General features: G+C 52.1%; 13 protein-coding genes, 1 tRNA gene and 3 rRNA genes. 11 read left to right on the plus strand and 6 right to left on the minus strand.

Annotated elements, in window-relative coordinates:
• The first annotated feature begins 1311 nt into the window (after nt 1-1311).
• The 8 genes from proV to SB13_RS07760 all read left to right on the plus strand — a co-directional run bounded on the left by proV (nt 1312) and on the right by SB13_RS07760 (nt 11622).
• On the plus strand, nt 1312-2514 hold the full coding sequence (gene proV, locus SB13_RS07725) for a glycine betaine/L-proline ABC transporter ATP-binding protein ProV (RefSeq protein ID WP_026739796.1): 1203 nt from the start codon (nt 1312-1314) through the stop codon (nt 2512-2514).
• Nucleotides 2507-3649, plus strand: a complete 1143-nt coding sequence (proW, locus tag SB13_RS07730) for a glycine betaine/L-proline ABC transporter permease ProW (protein ID WP_026739797.1) — start codon at nt 2507-2509, stop codon at nt 3647-3649. Before proV ends, proW begins: the two co-directional genes overlap by 8 nt.
• 101 nt (nt 3650-3750) lie before the next feature.
• A complete protein-coding gene (gene proX, locus SB13_RS07735; protein WP_026739798.1) occupies nt 3751-4746 on the plus strand; it encodes a glycine betaine/L-proline ABC transporter substrate-binding protein ProX in 996 nt (331 codons plus the stop codon).
• Nucleotides 4747-5001: 255 nt separating this feature from the next.
• The gene (locus tag SB13_RS07740; protein ID WP_026739799.1) at nt 5002-6186 is read left to right on the plus strand and encodes an MFS transporter; all 1185 of its coding nucleotides are present in this window, start codon (nt 5002-5004) and stop codon (nt 6184-6186) included.
• Between the two features lie 252 nt (nt 6187-6438).
• Nucleotides 6439-6954 (plus strand): transcriptional repressor MprA, encoded by a 516-nt coding sequence (mprA, locus tag SB13_RS07745; protein ID WP_026739800.1) that lies wholly within the window; start codon nt 6439-6441, stop codon nt 6952-6954.
• A gap of 229 nt (nt 6955-7183) precedes the next feature.
• The gene (emrA, locus tag SB13_RS07750) at nt 7184-8356 is read left to right on the plus strand and encodes a multidrug efflux MFS transporter periplasmic adaptor subunit EmrA (protein ID WP_026739801.1); all 1173 of its coding nucleotides are present in this window, start codon (nt 7184-7186) and stop codon (nt 8354-8356) included.
• A gap of 17 nt (nt 8357-8373) precedes the next feature.
• Entirely contained in the window at nt 8374-9909 is a 1536-nt protein-coding gene (emrB, locus tag SB13_RS07755; RefSeq protein ID WP_026739802.1) for a multidrug efflux MFS transporter permease subunit EmrB, read from the plus strand.
• A 432-nt stretch (nt 9910-10341) separates the two neighbouring features.
• Nucleotides 10342-11622: a glycoside hydrolase family 68 protein gene (locus tag SB13_RS07760; protein WP_051616541.1), complete on the plus strand. Its 1281-nt coding sequence runs from the start codon at nt 10342-10344 to the stop codon at nt 11620-11622.
• A gap of 153 nt (nt 11623-11775) precedes the next feature.
• Here SB13_RS07760 and SB13_RS07765 read toward each other — a convergent pair whose 3' ends face one another.
• Nucleotides 11776-12867 (minus strand): tRNA/rRNA methyltransferase, encoded by a 1092-nt coding sequence (locus SB13_RS07765; RefSeq protein WP_026739804.1) that lies wholly within the window; start codon nt 12865-12867, stop codon nt 11776-11778.
• Between the two features lie 245 nt (nt 12868-13112).
• Between SB13_RS07765 and trxC the strand changes: the two genes are divergently transcribed.
• The 3 genes from trxC (at nt 13113) to pssA (ending at nt 16018) form a co-directional block, all read left to right on the plus strand.
• A complete protein-coding gene (trxC, locus tag SB13_RS07770; RefSeq protein ID WP_026739805.1) occupies nt 13113-13532 on the plus strand; it encodes a thioredoxin TrxC in 420 nt (139 codons plus the stop codon).
• An 82-nt stretch (nt 13533-13614) separates the two neighbouring features.
• Nucleotides 13615-14289, plus strand: coding sequence for a tRNA-uridine aminocarboxypropyltransferase (locus tag SB13_RS07775; protein WP_026739806.1), 675 nt, complete (start codon nt 13615-13617; stop codon nt 14287-14289).
• Nucleotides 14290-14662: 373 nt separating this feature from the next.
• Nucleotides 14663-16018, plus strand: a complete 1356-nt coding sequence (pssA, locus tag SB13_RS07780; RefSeq protein ID WP_026739807.1) for a CDP-diacylglycerol--serine O-phosphatidyltransferase — start codon at nt 14663-14665, stop codon at nt 16016-16018.
• 400 nt (nt 16019-16418) lie between these two features.
• Here pssA and SB13_RS07785 read toward each other — a convergent pair whose 3' ends face one another.
• The 5 genes from SB13_RS07785 to SB13_RS07805 all read right to left on the minus strand — a co-directional run.
• Nucleotides 16419-17717: an MFS family transporter gene (locus SB13_RS07785; RefSeq protein ID WP_051616540.1), complete on the minus strand. Its 1299-nt coding sequence runs from the start codon at nt 17715-17717 to the stop codon at nt 16419-16421.
• A 207-nt stretch (nt 17718-17924) separates the two neighbouring features.
• A 5S ribosomal RNA gene (rrf, locus tag SB13_RS07790) occupies nt 17925-18040 on the minus strand.
• Nucleotides 18041-18083: 43 nt separating this feature from the next.
• Nucleotides 18084-18159: transfer RNA gene (locus SB13_RS07795), tRNA-Thr, on the minus strand.
• Between the two features lie 16 nt (nt 18160-18175).
• A 5S ribosomal RNA gene (gene rrf, locus SB13_RS07800) occupies nt 18176-18291 on the minus strand.
• A gap of 104 nt (nt 18292-18395) precedes the next feature.
• Nucleotides 18396-20230 (minus strand): 23S ribosomal RNA (locus SB13_RS07805); the annotation flags it as partial.

Genomic DNA, 20230 nt, shown 5'->3' on the forward strand with positions numbered 1-20230 from the left:
TTTTCCTTTAATCTCCAATGTGTTACTAGCATAAATATTGCTTATACTCCCTCACTTAAATTAAAAGGGACGCCGAGAGTAGCATCATGAAAATATGCATACATCTCTTTATTTTTTAATAAATACTCATCAATTAATTACTATTTAACTGTTTCAATTCGCATTCAATTAAAATTGAAACTTTTAGTATTATTCATAAGTTATTTTTATTTGTAGATAAATTTAATTTAGTACCATTAATTAATTTTCTACGTTTCTCCGCATAATGCCTTTCTAATTGACTCAGGATTTTCTTGCATTTTGATATATTGGCCGGGAAGTCAATATGGCAAACACGTAACAGATCAGGTCGCAAAAACCAGCGAGGAAGTTGACCAATGAAGGGGGAGATTTCCCCGCCTTAGCACGACGGAGAGGGGGATAATTAAGCGAAAAGCGATTGCTGGCGACAGAGGCGAAATTCACAATACGGAACACATTCCCGCACGCCAAAAAGCGCCTATTCGTTCTTTCAAAAGAGGCGTCGCCGCTCAACCTGTCGCAACGAAGAAGCCGCGCGTCGACGATGAGCGTCATCACGGATTCGGAAAGCGAAGGCAACGTCGCGCCTCTTGCAAGACGCTGAACCTACCACGCATGAGGTCCGCTTTTTGCTGAGGACCCAACGCGTGGCGGTGTTTTCCCCAAACGTCCCGGCACTCGGAATTCGCCGCGTCGTGGCGTGACGCTAAGCAAAATAATGCCTTGTATTTCGCGAAAGGATGCAAAATATATCCTTTGTATCTCAGGAATATTATCCACAACGCAAAGATAACCACATTTACAGTTCGTCGAGTACCGGCAACATCTCCGTGCGAAAAACCACCCATATGCTGTTGTTATTTTAGCAAAACCGGTGCTAACGCCTTCACTGAACGGCCTTTTTTTCACCGAAAGTCGCGTACCAACGCCCTATTTATTCATGCCGAGATAAATATTGCCAAACCGCAAAATTAGGGGAGGAGAAACATATTTATAATCATCAACACAAAAATGAACTGAAACCATTCAACAGATTGATTTTAATCATATTTTAATTTGTTTAATATTATTAATGGTTTTCGAATTCAGATATTTATCGACAATAATTTGCGGTATAAAAACACCTAAAAAAACCGAAAATAAGGAGGGGGTAAAATTACGCAATCCGGCTCTAGGGGTTGTCTCAAATTATTATTATGGTAGGGTGTAGGGCTGTTTTATCGTTAACAGGGCAGATCTATAGCGCATAACATCAAAGCAATATCGTCACTATAGGAACTAACCAATTTCATGGCAATTAAACTTGAAGTAAAAAATCTCTACAAAATATTCGGCGAACATCCTGACCGTGCATTCAAGCTGATGGACAAGGGCTTAAATAAAGATCAGGTGTTTGAAAAGACCGGACTCACGGTCGGTGTGGAAAACGCCAATCTGGCCATTGAAGAAGGCGAGATATTTGTCATCATGGGATTATCCGGCTCGGGAAAATCCACGCTAGTACGCCTTCTCAATCGTCTGATAGAACCCACGCGCGGTCAGGTGCTGATCGACGGCGAAGATATCGCCCGAATCTCAGACAGCGCCCTGCGCGAAGTTCGCCGCAAAAAAATCAGTATGGTGTTTCAGTCATTCGCGCTGATGCCCCATCTGAACATTCTCGACAACACCGCATTCGGTATGGATCTGGCGGGCATCCCCAGAGCGGAACGNGAGCAGAAAGCGCGTGACGCCCTGCAGCAGGTGGGACTGGAAGCCTACGCGGCGTCCTACCCCGACGAGCTGTCCGGCGGGATGCGTCAGCGCGTGGGCCTGGCTCGCGCACTGGCGAACGACCCGGATATCCTGTTAATGGATGAAGCGTTCTCGGCGCTCGATCCCCTGATCCGTACCGAAATGCAGGATGAGCTGGTCAAGCTGCAGTCTCGTCAACAGCGTACCATCGTGTTCATTTCCCATGACCTCGACGAGGCCATGCGCATCGGCGACCGCATCGCCATCATGCGTAACGGCGAAGTGATTCAGGTGGGAACGCCGGACGAGATTCTGAACAACCCGGCCAACGACTACGTGCGCACCTTCTTCCGCGGCGTCGATATCAGTCAGGTGTTCAGCGCCAAAGATATCGCGCGCCGCCGTCCGGTCGCCATCATCCGTAAATCGCCCGGCGTGGGTCCGCGTTCCGCGCTGGCCATTTTGCAGGAAGAGGACCGGGAGTTCGGCTATGTGCTGGAACGGGGCCAGAAATTCATCGGTATCGTATCGATTGAATCTCTGAAAGCGGCCCACAAGGCGCAACTGCCGCTAGACCAGGCGTTACTGACCGAACCATCTCCGGTTCCCGCCGACATGCCGCTCAACGAGCTGATTTCCCTCGTGGCGCAGGCCCCCTGCGCTATCCCGGTCGTCGGTGAAAACAACGAGTACATGGGCATCATCTCCAAAGGGATGCTGCTGCAGGCACTGGATAAAGAGGGCTCTCTGAATGACTGATGCGACTAACCCGTGGGAGTCAACCACGACCGCTGAACAAGCCGCCCAGCAACCGGCCACCGCGCCGCAGGCCGATCCCTGGGGCGCAGCTCCCGCCCCGACCGATGGCGGCGGAGCGGATGCCTGGGGCAATGCCGCCCCGCCCGCTGGAGGCACCGACGTACCCGCCGGGAGCACCGACTGGCTCAGCAGCGCGCCGGCGCCGGAACCCGAGCACTTTAGCCTGCTCGATCCGTTCAAACATACGCTGATCCCGCTGGATAGCTGGGTGACTCACGGTATCGACTGGCTGGTGATGCACTTCCGCCCGGTATTCCAAGGCGTGCGCGTGCCGGTCGATATTATCCTGAATGCCTTCCAGCAGCTGTTGATGGGAATGCCGGCACCGGTGGCCATCATCGTGTTCTCGCTGCTGGCTTGGCAGGTCTCCAGCTTCGGCATGGGGATGGCGGCGTTTATCTCCCTGATCGTGATCGGCGCCATCGGCGCATGGTCCCAGGCGATGGTCACGCTGTCTCTGGTGCTGACCGCCCTGTTCTTCTGCGTCCTTATCGGCCTCCCCATGGGGATTTGGCTGGCGCGCAGCGAGCGGGCCGCCAAGATTATCCGTCCGCTGCTGGACGCCATGCAGACAACGCCTGCGTTCGTCTATCTGGTGCCGATCGTCATGCTGTTCGGGATCGGCAACGTTCCAGGCGTGGTGGTGACCATTATCTTTGCGCTGCCGCCGATGGTCCGTCTGACCATCCTGGGTATACGTCAGGTCCCTGCCGACCTGCTGGAAGCCGCGGCATCGTTCGGCGCCAGCCCGCGTCAGCTGCTGTTTAAAGTCCAGCTGCCGTTGGCGATGCCGACGATTATGGCCGGGGTCAACCAAACGCTGATGCTGGCGTTGTCGATGGTGGTTATCGCCTCCATGATCGCCGTCGGCGGTCTGGGACAGATGGTGCTGCGCGGCATCGGCCGACTCGATATGGGGCAGGCAGCGATTGGCGGCGTCGGGATCGTCATTCTGGCTATTATCCTTGACCGTCTGACCCAGTCTCTGGGCCGTGACAAGCGCAGCCGTAACAACCAGCGTTGGTTCAACAGCGGTCCTATCGGTCTGCTGGCCCGTCCTTTCATCAAGTCCTGATGCTCTGACTCTCGTGACCGGCTCAGGTCGGTCACATCAAGATAAATAATCATAATGACAGGGGACGCAGCGTGTCCCCGACATCAACAAGAGGAATTCTTATGCGTAAAACAGGCATAATTTCGTTTGCCCTGACCGCCGTACTTAGTACCTCTCTCGCGGCAGCCGAACTTCCGGGCAAAGGCATTACCGTACAGCCGATTCAGAGTACGCTGACGGAAGAAACGTTCCAGACGGAGCTCGTGAACAAGGCGCTGGAAAAACTGGGCTACAACGTACAGCCGACGCGTGAAGTGGACTACAACGTCGCTTATACCTCGATTGCAGCCGGCGACGCGACTTTCATGGCGGTCAACTGGGATCCGCTGCAGAACGACCAGTATAAATCCGCGGGCGGCGACGCTAAATTCTTCCGTCAGGGCATCTACATCTCGGGTGCCGCTCAGGGTTACCTGATCGATAAAAAAACGGCGGAACAATACAAGATCACCAACATCGCCCAGCTGAAAGATCCTAAAATCGCCAAGCTGTTTGATACCAACGATGACGGCAAAGCCGATCTGACCGGTTGTAACCCAGGTTGGGGCTGTGAAGCGGCCATCAACAACCATATGAAAGCCTACGGCCTGACCCCGACGGTGGAACATAATCAGGGTAACTACGCGGCGATGATCGCCGATACCATTACTCGCTTCCACGAAGGCAAGCCGATCCTGTACTACACCTGGACGCCATACTGGGTCAGCAACGTGCTGGTACCAGGACGTGATGTCGTCTGGCTGCAGGTGCCTTTCTCTTCCCAGCCTGGGGATATGAAAGGCGTCAGCACCAAGCTGCCTAACGGCGCCGACTATGGTTTCCCGGTGAACAACGTTCGTATCGCCGCCAACAAGGCCTGGGCTGAGAAAAACCCAGCTGCAGCCAAACTGTTCTCCAGCATGTGGCTGCCGGTTGCCGATGTGAACGCGCAGAACCAGCGCATGCATGCAGGCGAGTCGTCTGAAGATGCGATCGAGCGTCACGTCAACGGCTGGATTAAAGCCCACCAGCAGCAGTTTGATGCCTGGGTCAACAGCGCGCGCGACGCGGCGAAGTAAATCGTTCTTTGGAGCGCCTGACCGTCAGGCGCTCTTTCCTCCCCCCTACTCCTACCTGCTTTTTCACGGCCACGCCGCATCCTTTCGCGAGGACTTTTTGGCGACTGACCGCTCTCACGCGCTCCCTTGACGTCACCGTGACGACGATAATTCCGGCTGGCATTATTACGTGTTGAATTGACTCAAAGGGTGGTATCAATGGGGGATCTGTCCGATACTATCTGCTTATATCCTTAACAAATAGTTAACCCTTTCATGAACACCGCCATACCACGACCCCAAACGTTAAGCCCGGCGCTCACACTTTTGATGTCGGCCGCAACCGGCCTGATGGTCGCCAGCAATTACTACGCACAACCCCTGTTGGACGCCATCGCCAATGCGTTCATGCTCTCTCCCAATCAGGCGGGCTTTATCGTCACCACCGCTCAGCTCAGCTATGCCGTGGGCCTGCTCTTGCTAGTGCCGCTGGGCGATATGCTGGAGCGCCGTGGACTGATTATAGGTATGAGCCTGCTTTCCGCCGCCGGCATGCTGATCACCGCATCGTCATCGTCGCTGTGGATGATGTTACTCGGCACCGCGTTGACCGGAATGTTCTCCGTCGCGGCACAGGTACTGGTGCCGCTGGCCGCGACGCTGGCCTCGCCGGAAACCCGGGGTAAAGTGGTCGGCACCGTCATGAGCGGTCTGCTGCTGGGGATATTGCTGGCACGAACGCTGGCGGGCGCGCTGGCGTCGCTAGGGGGATGGCGGCTGGTTTTCTGGGTCGCGAGCGTTCTGATGATCGTCCTGTCTCTGCTGCTGTGGCGGGCGCTGCCGCGTTACAAACAAGACAATCAGCTGAATTATCCACAGCTTCTGGCCTCGATTTTCCATCTGATGATGACGTACAAGCCGCTGCGCATTCGCTCCATTTTGGGCGGCCTGACGTTCGCGAACTTCAGCATCCTGTGGACCTCCATGGCGTTTCTGCTCTCCGCACCGCCCTATCGTTACTCCGAGGGCGTTATTGGCCTGTTTGGGCTAGCCGGCGCGGCTGGGGCGCTGGCGGCCACACGTGCCGGACGCTTGGCGGACCGCGGCCATGCCAAAACGGTCACGACCGTCGGCCTTATCGTTTTGGCGCTGTCGTGGCTTCCTATCGCGGCTGGCATGTATTCCATCCTGCTGCTGCTGATTGGGATTCTGGCGTTGGATCTCACGGTTCAGGGCGTCCATGTCACGAATCAGAGCATTATCTATCGCGACATGCCTGAAGCCCGCAATCGTCTTACTTCGGGGTATATGACCGCCTATTTCATCGGCGGCGCGCTGGGCTCGATGCTGTCCGCCATGATGTTTCAGCACTTTGGCTGGCTGGGCGTTTCCATTGCAGGTTTCCTAACCAGCCTCACAGCCCTGGTCGTTTGGTGGTACAATAGAAACGACGTTTCCTAATTCTGATCTCCCCCTCTCGGGTCTTTTGACCCGGCAGGGGATTTCCACAAATGCCATCTTCCGGAAATTTTTTCTTTTTTTCATCAAAAAATAAATTAAGGAAAAATGGAATAAAATACATAAAAATCAACACAATATTTAGCTAAGTGCTTTCCTCCCTCCGCTTTTTTTCCCTCTTTTGTTACTTTCCATCATTTACCCAAGTAATAACCTGCGTTACTATACAGAAAGTGATTAATGAGGTTGACATAAATGGAAAGTTCGTTTGCACCAATAGAAAGTATGCTGCGCATGCGCGCGACTCGTCATCCCGACTTCCCTTATAAGGAAGTGACGTTGCTCCGTCTGTTTCTACATTTACAGACAAAAATACTTGAACACCGTAACCGAATGCTGAAGGAACAGAACATCAATGAGACGCTGTTCATGGCATTGCTTACGCTTGAATCTCAAGAGTCTTACAGCATTCAGCCTTCTGAGCTTAGTGCCGCGCTCGGTTCATCACGCACCAACGCCACGCGTATTGCGGATGAGCTCGAAAAACGCGGCTGGATTGAGCGCAGAGAGAGTGAAAGCGACCGACGGTGTTTGCATTTATTCATGACGGAAAAAGGGAAGGCTTTTGTGAATGAGCTACTTCCTCCGCAACACTACAGCCTGCATCGGCTATGCTCTGTCTTGGAGGACAAAGAGCAGCTCGAGTTGGAAACACTGATGCGTAAGCTACTGGGACGCCTTGACGAAATTGAGAAAGACATGACGTCATAGCCATTCACCATCATCAGTCAGCTCCATGCCGCACCACACTGACCTTACCGACACCAGGCGGACATTGTCGTGACTTGCACGGCCCTACGCGCAAGAAATGACGGCATGTTCTCAGTGTGGCTCCGGCACGAGCTGCCTGTTTATCGCAGCCAGAGCGTTAGCGACACCATCCTTACATCGCCGTATGGCAATTACCCATTCAATAATGAGAAGTACATTAGGGGAAACCATGAGCTCCACTGTGGAAACATCTGCACCGCAACCTGCCAAAAAAAACAAAACCCGTAGGAAACGCATCTTAACGCTATTAACCATTCTCTTTTTATTCTTAGGCTGCCTGTGGCTTNCCTATTGGTTCCTGGTTTTACGTCATCATCAGGAGACCGATGATGCTTACGTGGCGGGCAACCAGATTCAGATTATGTCGCAAGTCGCCGGCAGTGTGACCAGCGTCAACGTTGACAGCACGGACTTCGTCAGGAAGGGCGATGTGCTGGTCGAACTCGACCCGACCGATGCCNAACAGGCTTACGAGCGTGCGCAAACTGCGCTGGCCAATAGCGTGCGTCAGGTTCATCAGTTAATCATCAACAGCCGCCAGTATCAGGCGAATATCGCACTCCAGCAAACGGCACTCAACCAGGCGGTTAGCGACTTGAACCGCCGAGAAGCGCTGGGCAAAGTCAACGCGATCGGGCGAGAAGACGTGCAGCACGCACGCGATGCCGTCGCCAGCGCGCAGGCGTCGCTAGACGTTGCCAAACAGCAATTCGCCGCCAATCAGGCGCTCATTCTCAATACGCCGCTGGAAAAACAGCCGGCGATACAGCAGAGTGCCGCCGACTTGCGAGACGCTTGGCTGGCCTTGCAGCGTACGCACATCGTGAGCCCGGTCGATGGCTATGTGTCGCGCCGCAGCGTACAAGTCGGCGCCCGTATTGCATCTACATCGGCTCTGATGGTAGTCGTGCCCGCGAAAGGCCTGTGGGTGGACGCCAACTTCAAGGAAACGCAGTTAGCCAATATGCGTATCGGTCAGCCCGCCACCATCGTCAGCGATCTGTACGGAGACGATGTGGTTTATAAAGGCAAGGTCGTCGGCCTTGATATGGGAACCGGTAGCGCTTTCTCCCTCCTGCCCGCCCAGAATGCCACCGGCAACTGGATTAAAGTCGTCCAGCGCCTTCCCGTTCGCATTGAGCTCGACCCGCAAGAATTAGCGGATCATCCCCTGCGCATCGGTCTGTCAATGCTGGTCAATGTCGATACCGCCAAAGCGGACGGCAAAGTCTTATCTGACATACCGAGGAGTGAACCCGCCTACCAGAGCGATGCGCTGGAACTGAATATGGCGCCAGTCAATCAGCTCATCAACGAGATTATCCGTGCTAATGCAGGCTGAGCATGAGGGATAAACACGTGCAGAAGAAACCGCTCGAGGGAATACAGCTGGCCTTGTTGACCATCGCGCTGGCGCTGGCCACCTTCATGCAGGTACTGGATTCCACCATCGCCAATGTGGCGATCCCGACGATTGCCGGCAACCTGGGTTCATCCAACTCTCAGGGCACCTGGGTGATTACCTCCTTCGGGGTGGCGAACGCCATTTCCATTCCGATTACCGGCTGGCTGGCAAAACGCTTTGGCGAAGTACGCCTTTTCGTCTGGGCTACGGGACTGTTCGCACTGATGTCCTGGCTGTGCGGGATCTCCAACAGCCTCGAAATGTTGATCTTCTTCCGCGTCCTGCAAGGGCTGGTCGCGGGCCCGATCATCCCGCTTTCGCAAAGCCTGCTGTTGAATAACTATCCTCCGGCGAAACGCAGTATTGCGCTATCGCTGTGGTCAATGACCGTCGTCGTCGCGCCGATTTTCGGTCCGATACTCGGCGGCTGGATCAGCGACAACTATCATTGGGGTTGGATTTTCTTCATCAACATTCCGCTGGGCGTTCTGGTGGTCCTGCTGACATTGCAACTGCTGCGCGGACGTGAGACTGCAGTTACGATCAGGCCGATTGATACCATCGGACTGGTCTTACTGGTCTTGGGGGTGGGTTGCCTGCAGATGATGCTCGACCGTGGGAAGGAGCTGGACTGGTTTAACTCGACAGAGATCATCACGCTTTGCGTCGTCGCGGTGATAGCACTCGTGTTCCTTGTCGTATGGGAGCTGACGGACGACAATCCGGTCGTCGACCTCTCCCTGTTCAAATCCCGCAACTTCACCATTGGCTGCCTGTGCACCAGTCTGGCGTTTATGTTCTATTTCGGCGCCATCGTTCTTATGCCGCAGCTGTTGCAGGAAGTCTATGGTTACACCGCCACCTGGGCCGGATTGGCGTCGGCGCCCGTCGGGCTGATGCCCGTGCTGCTTTCGCCGCTTATTGGCCGCTTTGCGCCGCGCCTGGATATGCGCTATCTGGTCAGCTTTAGCTTTGTGATGTACGCCGTCTGCTTCTATTGGCGAACCTACACCTTCGAACCCTCAATGGACTTCGCCGCCTCTGCGTGGCCGCAGTTCGTTCAGGGATTTGCCGTCGCATGCTTCTTTATGCCGCTGACGACGATTACCCTTTCTGGGCTCGGGCCAGAAAGGCTGGCTGCAGCATCCAGTTTGTTCAACTTCTCGCGTACCCTTGCGGGCTCCATCGGCACGTCGCTGACCACTACGCTTTGGGAGCGACGAGAGGCGCTGCATCACGCCCAGTTGACGGAGTCTATCTCACCTTATAACCCCTTAGCTCAGCAGTTCTATCAGCAAATGGAGACTTTGGGGCTTACCCAGCAGCAAGTTTCTTCTTATCTTGCCCAGCAAATTACGGGGCAAGGGCTGATCATTGCTGCAAATGAAATTTTTTGGGCGGCGGCCGCAATATTCATAGCACTGATTGTTTTGGTGTGGTTCGCTCGACCGCCCTTTGGCAGCTCTGGAAGCGGCGGCGGTGCTCACTAGATCACCTGCGTCGTCTTCTCACCATGCCGTCCTCTTTGAGGACGGCTTTTTTGTCTTTGGACGATGAGATACGGTACTAGGCTATCCATCAGGTTTTACTGAACGCGTTTCCACTCAATTCTGACGTCACTCCACCATCCAGATGACCTTCACCTGCAGCACTTTCTTCTTTATAGCAACTTCACGTCTTTGTGGTTCAAAACTTCAAAATACGCAAAAGCAAAACACAAGCAGAATAAAAAACCACTAAACCCTCACATTTACATCCAATATTGAAATAATAAGCCACGAAATGGTCATATTAAAACAATAACCCCGAATTGATTAAAATTATCAAATCACCATTGAACACCATAAATATACTGGATATAGTATCACCACTGTACAGACGTACAGTAAAACAAATCACTCACTTTTATAGGAGATACATTCATGGCCATTCGTAAAGAACTGAAAGCCACCCCCGCTTACAAACCGACAATCTGGACTCGTGCCGATGCGTTGAAAGTCACGTTTGACGATCCCACCACGACTCAGCCGGTGGTCAGTGCCGACTTTAAAACCATGAGCGACGACGTATTCATCTGGGATACCATGCCGCTGCGTGATATTAACGGTCACACTGTGTCTGTCGATGGTTGGTCTGTCATTTTCACCCTTACCGCGGATCGTCAGGAAGACAACCCGGCTTACCTGGATGAAAACGGCAACTACAACATTACTCTTGACTGGAATGACCGTCATGGTCGCGCAAAGATCTGCTACTGGTTCTCTCGCAACAGCAAAGACTGGACCTTCGGTGGCCGCATGATGGCTGAAGGCGTTTCGCCTACCACTCGCGAATGGGCGGGTTCTCCCATCCTGCTGAATGAACAAGGTGATATCGCATTCTACTACACTGCGGTAACCCCTGGTTCGACCGTCTCCAAAGTACGTGGCCGCGTTGTAACAACGTCTACCGGTGTAGAAATGGTCGGCTTCAACAAAGTGTTCAGCCTGTTCGACGCCGATGGCGCGATTTACCAGACTGAAGAACAAAACCAGTACTGGGCCTTCCGTGATCCATGGCCGTTCCGTGACCCGAAAAACGGCAAGCTGTACATGCTGTTCGAAGGTAACGTTGCGGGTGAACGTGGTTCTCATGTCGTCGGTGATGACGAACTGGGCGATGTACCGCCGGGTTACGAGGAAGTGGGTGGCGCACGCTACCAGACCGGTTGTATCGGTATTGCTGTTGCGCTGGATGAAGATGGCGATCAATGGGAACTGTTACCGCCGCTGGTTACTGCTGTTGGCGTCAACGATCAGACTGAACGTCCTCACTTTGTATTCCAGGACGACAAGTACTACCTGATGACAATCAGCCACTTGTATACCTACGCTGATGGTCTGACCGGTCCGGATGGTGTTTACGGTTTCGTGAGCGACGAGCTGTTCGGCCGTTATCAGCCGATGAATGGTTCTGGTCTGGTATTGGGTAACCCTTCCAGCCAGCCTTACCAGACTTACTCGCACTATGTTATGCCTAACGGTCTGGTGACATCCTTCATCGATAGCATTCCTACCGATGTTGAAACAACAGGTATGGAATATCGTATCGGTGGAACTGAAGCGCCGACCGTGAAGATTAAATTCGTCGGTTCTCGTAGCTTCGTAGTTGAAGAACTGGATTACGGCTACATTCCGCCGGAACTGGATGTGAAAACGCTGTAAAGAATGACCCACTCATGTGGGCCATACTCAGCACTTCAATGTTGACCGGCACCTAGCCATGCCCGGCAAGGGTGCCAAATGAAGAAGGCCAGTCAGCTGACACTGACTGGCCTTTACTATACTATATCACGCTTAAAAACCGGATGTCACCGATCAACCTTGATTCTGACGCCACCATTCTGCCAGCAGAATACCAGTCGCAACGGAAATATTCAGGCTCTCGACCTTTCCAGTTCCGTCGATAGAAACTTTCATGCCGCCTTGTTCCCAGGCTCCATCAGTCAAACCATCGCCCTCTTCACCCAAAACGATGACCGATTTCGCAGGCAATTTAGCGCCAGAAAGAGGTGTCCCTTTATGACTGGAGGTAGTCACGATGGTGTAGCCGGCACGTCGAAACTCATCCAACGCATCGATCAGTACGTCAGTACTGATGGCTTTCACGTGTTCCGCGCCACCTTCTGCCGTGCGCACTGCCGCGCCGGATTCCAGTATCGCTGCATCACGGACTAAAACGCCACGCACGCCGAAATGCGCGCAGCTACGGATGATCCCACCAAGGTTGTGCGGGTTACCCACTTCTTCCAGCGCCAAAACACAGTCTTTCTCGCCAGCTTCACTCAGGTAATCTTTCACCTCTGTGCCACGGCGCTTCTTGATCAGGAAGCAGACACCGCCATGATGATCGGTGCCGGACGCTTTGGTCAGCTCTTCATCCTCGACAACGTGGTATGCCTTACGGTTTGCCGCCATCCAACGCAGCGCATCGCGAAAACGCGGAGTGACTTCTTGCAGAAACCAGGCTCGTACGATCGATTCGGGACGGCTCTTGAAGAGTGCCTGACAGGCGTTTTCACCATATACGCGAGTTTCTTCAGCTCGCTGGCGGCGCAGTTGCGCGGGATCTAACCGACTTTTACCGACAATACCGCCATGGTCGGGAGCGGCATCTGGGCTACGTGAAACCGTTTTCCAGGGAGAGTCGTACTCACCTGACGTTTCTCGACGAGCGGGGCGCTCTTCCTGACGCTTCTCTCCACGCCATTTAGCACCCTCGTCACGACCGCCGCCATCCCGCGATGCTGGACCGCGTTTATCGCGCGGTTTTTTATCGCGGTTGTCACTGCTAATATTGCGTCGCGAGTCCGACGGACGTGAATTCTTATCCTTTTTATCGTCCTCATCGTTACTGCGGACGTACATAACGCGGACCTTACCGCCTTTCCCACTGAATGAATCGCTCATCTTTTTCTCCACCTACGCGCTCGCCGCGAAGAGTACCTTATGTCCCCTCGCTTAGCTACCGACCGACACATAAAAGTCAGGAACTATTGTAGCCATTGAGTAAACCACGTTGTTCCTTCAGGTTCCGGTCACGATACTTAAGTCATACTCACAATCGTCGCTTGTTAGTCTTCAGTTGCACTCGCGGCGGTATCCTTCAACATCTCACTGACCCATGTTAGTCCTTTGATTATTGAGGCCTTGTTATGAATACGGTTTGTGCATCATGCCACACTACCAACCGCCTGGCGGAAACGCGCATTGAAGATAACGCCACCTGCGGACGCTGCGGGGAGACGCTATTCAAAGGAGAAGTGATTAACGCCACGACAAAGACCCTCGATAAACTACTTCAAGACGATCTTCCCGTCGTCATTGATTTTTGGGCGCCATGGTGTGGTCCGTGCGTTAATTTCGCCCCCGTTTATAGCAGCGTAGCAGAAGAAAACGGCGGCAAAATTCGCTTTGTGAAAGTGAATACCGAAGCCGAACCCGAGCTGAGCGAGCGTTTTCGTATTCGTACCATCCCGACGATTATGATTTTCAAGAATGGGCAGATGGTTGATATGCTCAATGGTGCCATGCCGAAAGCGCCGTTCGAAAGCTGGCTGGAAGAGTCACTCTGACGCCACTGCAGGACAATTTCACTACGCGGGGCTTCTGGTCCCGCCGTGGCTCGATTAGAATGGCGTCTTTTTGCGGGGCTCTATGACTCAAAACGCCGTCCTTCAATTGCGCGAACAGCGCTTAGCGCTGGCTACTCGCCCGTTTAACGCTCGAGGAAGTCGCGTCGTTCGGTGTCAACGATGCCTGCTTCCCGCCATCCGTTGCTTGTGTCACACCATCGTTCCACAACAGGCACGAAGCCGCTTTTGCCTGATCATGTTCGATACTGAGCCCATGAAACCCAGCAATACGGGTCGTCTCATCGCGGATATTCTGCCGGACACATTAGCTTTTCAGTGGTCGCGCACAACACCCAATCCGGCGCTATTAGCGGCTATTCAATCATCACACTATCAACCCTATCTGGTTTTTCTGGCCGAAGAAGAAAAAAAGGAACGAAAGGTGTTTCACCAGTTGCCTGATACGGGTAAAGCTCCACTTTTTATTATGCTGGATGGCACTTGGCCAGAAGCCCGCAAGATGTTCCGTAAAAGCCCCTACCTGGATAGCCTGCCCATTTTGTCGCTCAGTATCGAGGCCTTATCTCGCTATAGATTGCGTGAAGCGAGTTTGGCTGGGCAGCAGTGTACCGCCGAGATCGCAGTGGCGCTCTTGGAGCAGGCTGGCGATAACGTGGCGGCGCAAACATTGAATAATCACTTTGACCACTTCAGGAAAAGTTACCTCGCGGGAAAACCTCACCATCCAGCAGACTAAAGCGAAAATACACGTTAATACCCCCACTATGGATATACACGCCACGAGTTTTTCGCATCGGAATAGGCTGATTTTTAACGTATTCAGTGGTCAATACAACAGCCCTAAACTTATTTATGGACGAGATAGAGCGGCGTCCGTTTTAAGCCAATATGCCTTAGACAATATGGCGGGGGAAAGACATCGAATGAACCTAATAGCCTTTTGCGTACCATGTGGAATCGAGTCATCGTTAAGGTCAAGAGTCCTGACTAAAAGACAAAACCTGCTCACAACAGCGGGAAAGTGATGTTATTATTGCCCGATTCGGCCATATTCAACGTTCACCATGACCAGCCCGGTCATACCATGATAAGAGAAGAATCGCACTGTGATGTTGTCAAAACTAAAGCGAACTAAATACCAACAACACCTTGCACAACTGCCCAAAATTCCTCAGTCAGCCGACGCCGTGCAAACACTCCATCGCCCGGAGGAATTCCGTCGCACGCTTGTCGAACGGATTCTCCAGGCAGAACAACGCATCTATATCGTATCTCTTTATCTAGAGCACGATGACGGCGGTGAGACGATTTTATCCGCACTTTACCAAGCGAAACGCCAGCGCCCTGAGTTGGATATTCGCGTATTGGTGGACTGGCACCGCGCACAGCGTGGTCGTATTGGCGCTGCGGCAGCGAATACCAATGCAGACTGGTATCACGCGATGAAGCAACGTTGTGAAGGTATCGAGTTTCCCGTTTATGGGGTTCCGGTTAATACACGCGAAGCCCTGGGCGTACTCCATCTGAAAGGGTTCATTATCGATGATGCCGTCCTGTACAGTGGCGCCAGCCTGAATGACGTCTATTTACAGCAACACGAAAAATACCGTTACGACCGATATCAGCTGATTGATAATAAGCCGCTGGCAGATTCGATGGCGGGTTACATACAGAGGCTGCTGGCGGCATCGGCGATACAGCGTCTTGATATGACAGACAGACCCAAGACCGCTGAAATCAAAAATGCGATTCGTCGATTTCGTCAGATGTTACGCACCCTCAATTATCGTCTACCAAACTTCCCAAGTAATAATAATCAGCTAGCAATAACGCCGTTGGTGGGATTGGGGAAACAGAGCCCATTAAATAAAGCCATTCATCATTTGATGTGTTGCACTGAACAACATTTGGTGATGTGTACACCTTATTTTAATCTACCTGCACCGCTGGTCAGAAACGTTATCAGCCTGCTGCGCAATGGAAAAAAGATCGAAATTATTATTGGTGATAAGACAGCTAATGATTTTTATATCCCGGAAACCGAGCCATTCAAAATTATAGGCGCGCTTCCCTACCTGTATGAAATCAACCTCCGCCGTTTCCTCAGTCGATTACAAAAATATATCGACAATGGTCAATTAGTCGTACGTCTATGGAAAGATGGCGATAATAGTTTCCACTTAAAAGGACTGTGGGTGGACAATAAATGGCAGCTGTTGACCGGCAACAATCTTAATCCTCGCGCCTGGCGACTGGATCTCGAGAATGCTATTTTGATCCACGATCCTCAAAAACAGTTGTTAGAACAGCGAATTAAAGAACTTACTTGTATCCGTGAAAACACACATATATTGAGCAGCTATCAGCAGCTGGAAAGCATCGCACAATATCCGGTCAAAGTTCGCAAGCTCATTCGTCGTGTACGCCGGGTGAGAATAGATAAGCTCATTAGCCGTATTCTGTGATGTCTTTATGAGATATTGAATGACGGCCGGTGAGCGATTATTTTTATTTATCTCTCTCACTGATTAACTATTTCACTTCAAGTCGTTGCGCCAGGGTTTGTTGGCAGAGTAACCTGGATATATTTACTCTGCCAACAAACCTTGGCGCAAGCCATTAATTAATTCTGTTTTCACAAAACATCCGCTGTATTATTTCGCAGCTAATAACCTTCTAAAGAGAGATCGTTTAGCTCTAGCACCCAAAGTAAAAATATGCCTGTCACTTAAAATCGACAAGGTTATCGCTCGCAGATCTATATATCTTGAATAAGAGTAGGTAAGTCCCGCGCCGGAAAGACGCGGGACACGGTGGCCTATAAGAACGTTTATAGGCCTTGTAACACATAAGACTCGCCCTGAGTTAGAGTGTTTTTCCTTGCCCTTTGCGATGCAGTCCCAGAGAGACCAGGAATGAGATCGCGCCCATGGCCGAAACATACCAGAAAAAGGCGTTTTCCGACCCCAACGATTTCAGTGAAAGCGCCACATATTCAGCGGAACCGCCAAACAATGCGTTAGCTACCGCATAGGACAACCCCACACCCATCGCTCTCACTTCAGGAGGAAACATTTCTGCCTTCAAGATCCCGCTGATTGCCGTGTAAAAACTCACAATAATCAGCGAAAGCAGAACTAACAGAAAGGCAATGACCGGGTTGGTCACGCTTTGCAGAATGGTCAGAATAGGCACCGTCAACAACGCCATCAATGCGCCAAAGCACAGCATGGAGTTGCGGCGTCCAATCTTATCGGATAAATGCCCAAACAAAGGCTGCAACAGCATGAAGACGAAAAGCGCCAACGTCATCAGACCGCTTGCCAGTTCAGGCGCCATTCCAGAGGTGTTCACGAGATACTTCTGCATGTAGGTGGTAAAGGTATAGAAACCTAAAGAACCNCCCGCCGTAAAGCCCAGGACCATCAAGAATGCTTTGCGATTATTCCAGAGTCCACGCAAAGAGCCTGCGTCTTTATGTGAGCGAGACGCTTTATCCGAGGTCTCATTAAGCGAGCGACGTAGGAATAAGGCAACAACAGCTAGAATGGCGCCAATAAAAAATGGAATACGCCATCCCCAAGCGTACAAACTTTCAGAAGGCATAGTGTGTTGCAATATGACAACCACTAAAAGAGCCAGTAGCTGACCGCCGATCAACGTGACATATTGGAAAGAGGCGAAGAATCCCTTCCGTCCTTCAATCGCAACTTCACTCATATAGGTGGCGCTGGTGCCGTATTCTCCGCCAACGGACAGTCCCTGAAAGAGACGCGCAAAGAGCAGCAGTAAAGGTGCCCAGGTGCCGATAGTGTCATAACCGGGCAGGCAGGCGATAATCAATGACCCAAAGCACATCATGCACACGGAGATGAGCATTGACGCTTTACGTCCGTACTTATCGGCTATGAATCCAAACAACCATCCCCCAATTGGACGCATCAGGAAGCCAGCAGCAAATACACCCGCGGTATGTAGAAGCTGTGTAGTCGGATTTTCAGAGGGGAAAAAGATGTGAGCAAAATATAAAGAGCAAAATGAATATACGTAGAAATCAAACCACTCTACCAAGTTCCCCGATGATGCTCCCACTATTGCCTTGATCCTCTGTCGAGAGTCATTTTCACCGGGCGTTAATGTTTTTAAATTTATATTTCCCGTCATACGGTTTTTTCTCTCCTGTTCGTAGGACACAACTATCCAACATATCTACAGTAAAACAGGATCCCGTTTGCAGGCAAAGAATAATGTATACACTTAATGATTTATCGTTAATTACGGTGGTCAAATAAGTTAAATTTATGGGTAATTTAAGGTATTCAGATACGAAAAAGCCTCTGGTGTTAACCAGAGGCTTTCCGTTTATTTGATGCCTGGCAGTTCCCTACTCTCGCATGGGGAGACCCCACACTACCATCGGCGCTACGGCGTTTCACTGCTGAGTTCGGCATGGGGTCAGGTGGGACCACCGCGCTATCGCCGCCAGGCAAATTCTTTTAAATTCGCCGAACATCTTCTTTATTTGAGAGGTGGTGCTGATACCCAGAGTCGAACTGGGGACCTCACCCTTACCAAGGGTGCGCTCTACCAACTGAGCCATATCAGCGCACCAAAATTTTAATGCCTGGCAGTTCCCTACTCTCACATGGGGAGACCCCACACTACCATCGGCGCTACGGCGTTTCACTGCTGAGTTCGGCATGGGGTCAGGTGGGACCACCGCGCTATCGCCGCCAGGCAAATTCTGTTTCATTCCAGCCGTTACACACTCTCTCCGTGCAACCACCAGAACCAATCTTTGAACAAGCTGAATCGTCTCTCTAAAAACACCTTCGGTGTTGTAAGGTTAAGCCTCTCGGGTCATTAGTACTGGTTAGCTCAACGTATCGCTACGCTTACACACCCAGCCTATCTACGTCGTCGTCTTCAACGGCCCTTCAGGGGACTCGAAGTCCCAGGGAAGACTCATCTCGGGGCAAGTTTCCCGCTTAGATGCTTTCAGCGGTTATCTCTTCCGCACTTAGCTACCGGGCAATGCGATTGGCATCACAACCCGAACACCAGTGGTGCGTTCACTCCGGTCCTCTCGTACTAGGAGCAACCCCCCTCAATCTTCCAACGCCCACGGCAGATAGGGACCGAACTGTCTCACGACGTTCTAAACCCAGCTCGCGTACCACTTTAAACGGCGAACAGCCGTACCCTTGGGACCTACTTCAGCCCCAGGATGTGATGAGCCGACATCGAGGTGCCAAACACCGCCGTCGATATGAACTCTTGGGCGGTATCAGCCTGTTATCCCCGGAGTACCTTTTATCCGTTGAGCGATGGCCCTTCCATTCAGAACCACCGGATCACTAAGACCTGCTTTCGCACCTGCTCGAGCCGTCACTCTCGCAGTCAAGCTAGCTTATGCCTTTGCACTAACCTCCTGATGTCCGACCAGGATTAGCTAACCTTCGTGCTCCTCCGTTACTCTTTGGGAGGAGACCGCCCCAGTCAAACTACCCACCAGACACTGTCCGCAACCCCGATTAGGGGCCCACGTTAGAACATCAAACATTAAAGGGTGGTATTTCAAGGTTGGCTCCATGCAGACTGGCGTCCACACTTCAAAGCCTCCCACCTATCCTACACATCAAGGCTCAAGGTTCAGTGTCAAGCTATAGTAAAGGTTCACGGGGTCTTTCCGTCTTGCCGCGGGTACACTGCATCTTCACAGCGAGTTCAATTTCACTGAGTCTCGGGTGGAGACAGCCTGGCCATCATTACGCCATTCGTGCAGGTCGGAACTTACCCGACAAGGAATTTCGCTACCTTAGGACCGTTATAGTTACGGCCGCCGTTTACCGGGGCTTCGATCAAGAGCTTCGCCTTGCGGCTGACCCCATCAATTAACCTTCCGGCACCGGGCAGGCGTCACACCGTATACGTCCACTTTCGTGTTTGCACAGTGCTGTGTTTTTATTAAACAGTTGCAGCCAGCTGGTATCTGCGACTGGTATCAGCTCCGGGAGCAAGTCCCTTCACCAACGCCAGCGTGCCTTCTCCCGAAGTTACGGCACCATTTTGCCTAGTTCCTTCACCCGAGTTCTCTCAAGCGCCTTGGTATTCTCTACCTGACCACCTGTGTCGGTTTGGGGTACGATTTCGTGTTACCTGGAGCTTAGAGGCTTTTCCTGGAAGCTTGGCATCGGTCACTTCATCACCGTAGTGACTCGTCATCACGCCTCAGTGTTAACGATGTTCCGGATTTACCAAAAACATCCACCTACACGCTTAAACCGGGACAACCGTCGCCCGGATAACCTAGCCTTCTCCGTCCCCCCTTCGCAGTAACACCAAGTACAGGAATATTAACCTGTTTCCCATCGACTACGCCTTTCGGCCTCGCCTTAGGGGTCGACTCACCCTGCCCCGATTAACGTTGGACAGGAACCCTTGGTCTTCCGGCGTGCGGGTTTTTCACCCGCATTATCGTTACTTATGTCAGCATTCGCACTTCTGATACCTCCAGCAACCCTCACAGGTCACCTTCGCAGGCTTACAGAACGCTCCCCTACCCAACAACACCTAAGTGTCGCTGCCGCAGCTTCGGTGCATGGTTTAGCCCCGTTACATCTTCCGCGCAGGCCGACTCGACCAGTGAGCTATTACGCTTTCTTTAAATGATGGCT

The sequence above is a fragment of the Lonsdalea quercina subsp. quercina genome, assembly GCF_000688695.1.
Taxonomy (GTDB): Bacteria; Pseudomonadota; Gammaproteobacteria; order Enterobacterales; family Enterobacteriaceae; genus Lonsdalea; species Lonsdalea quercina_D.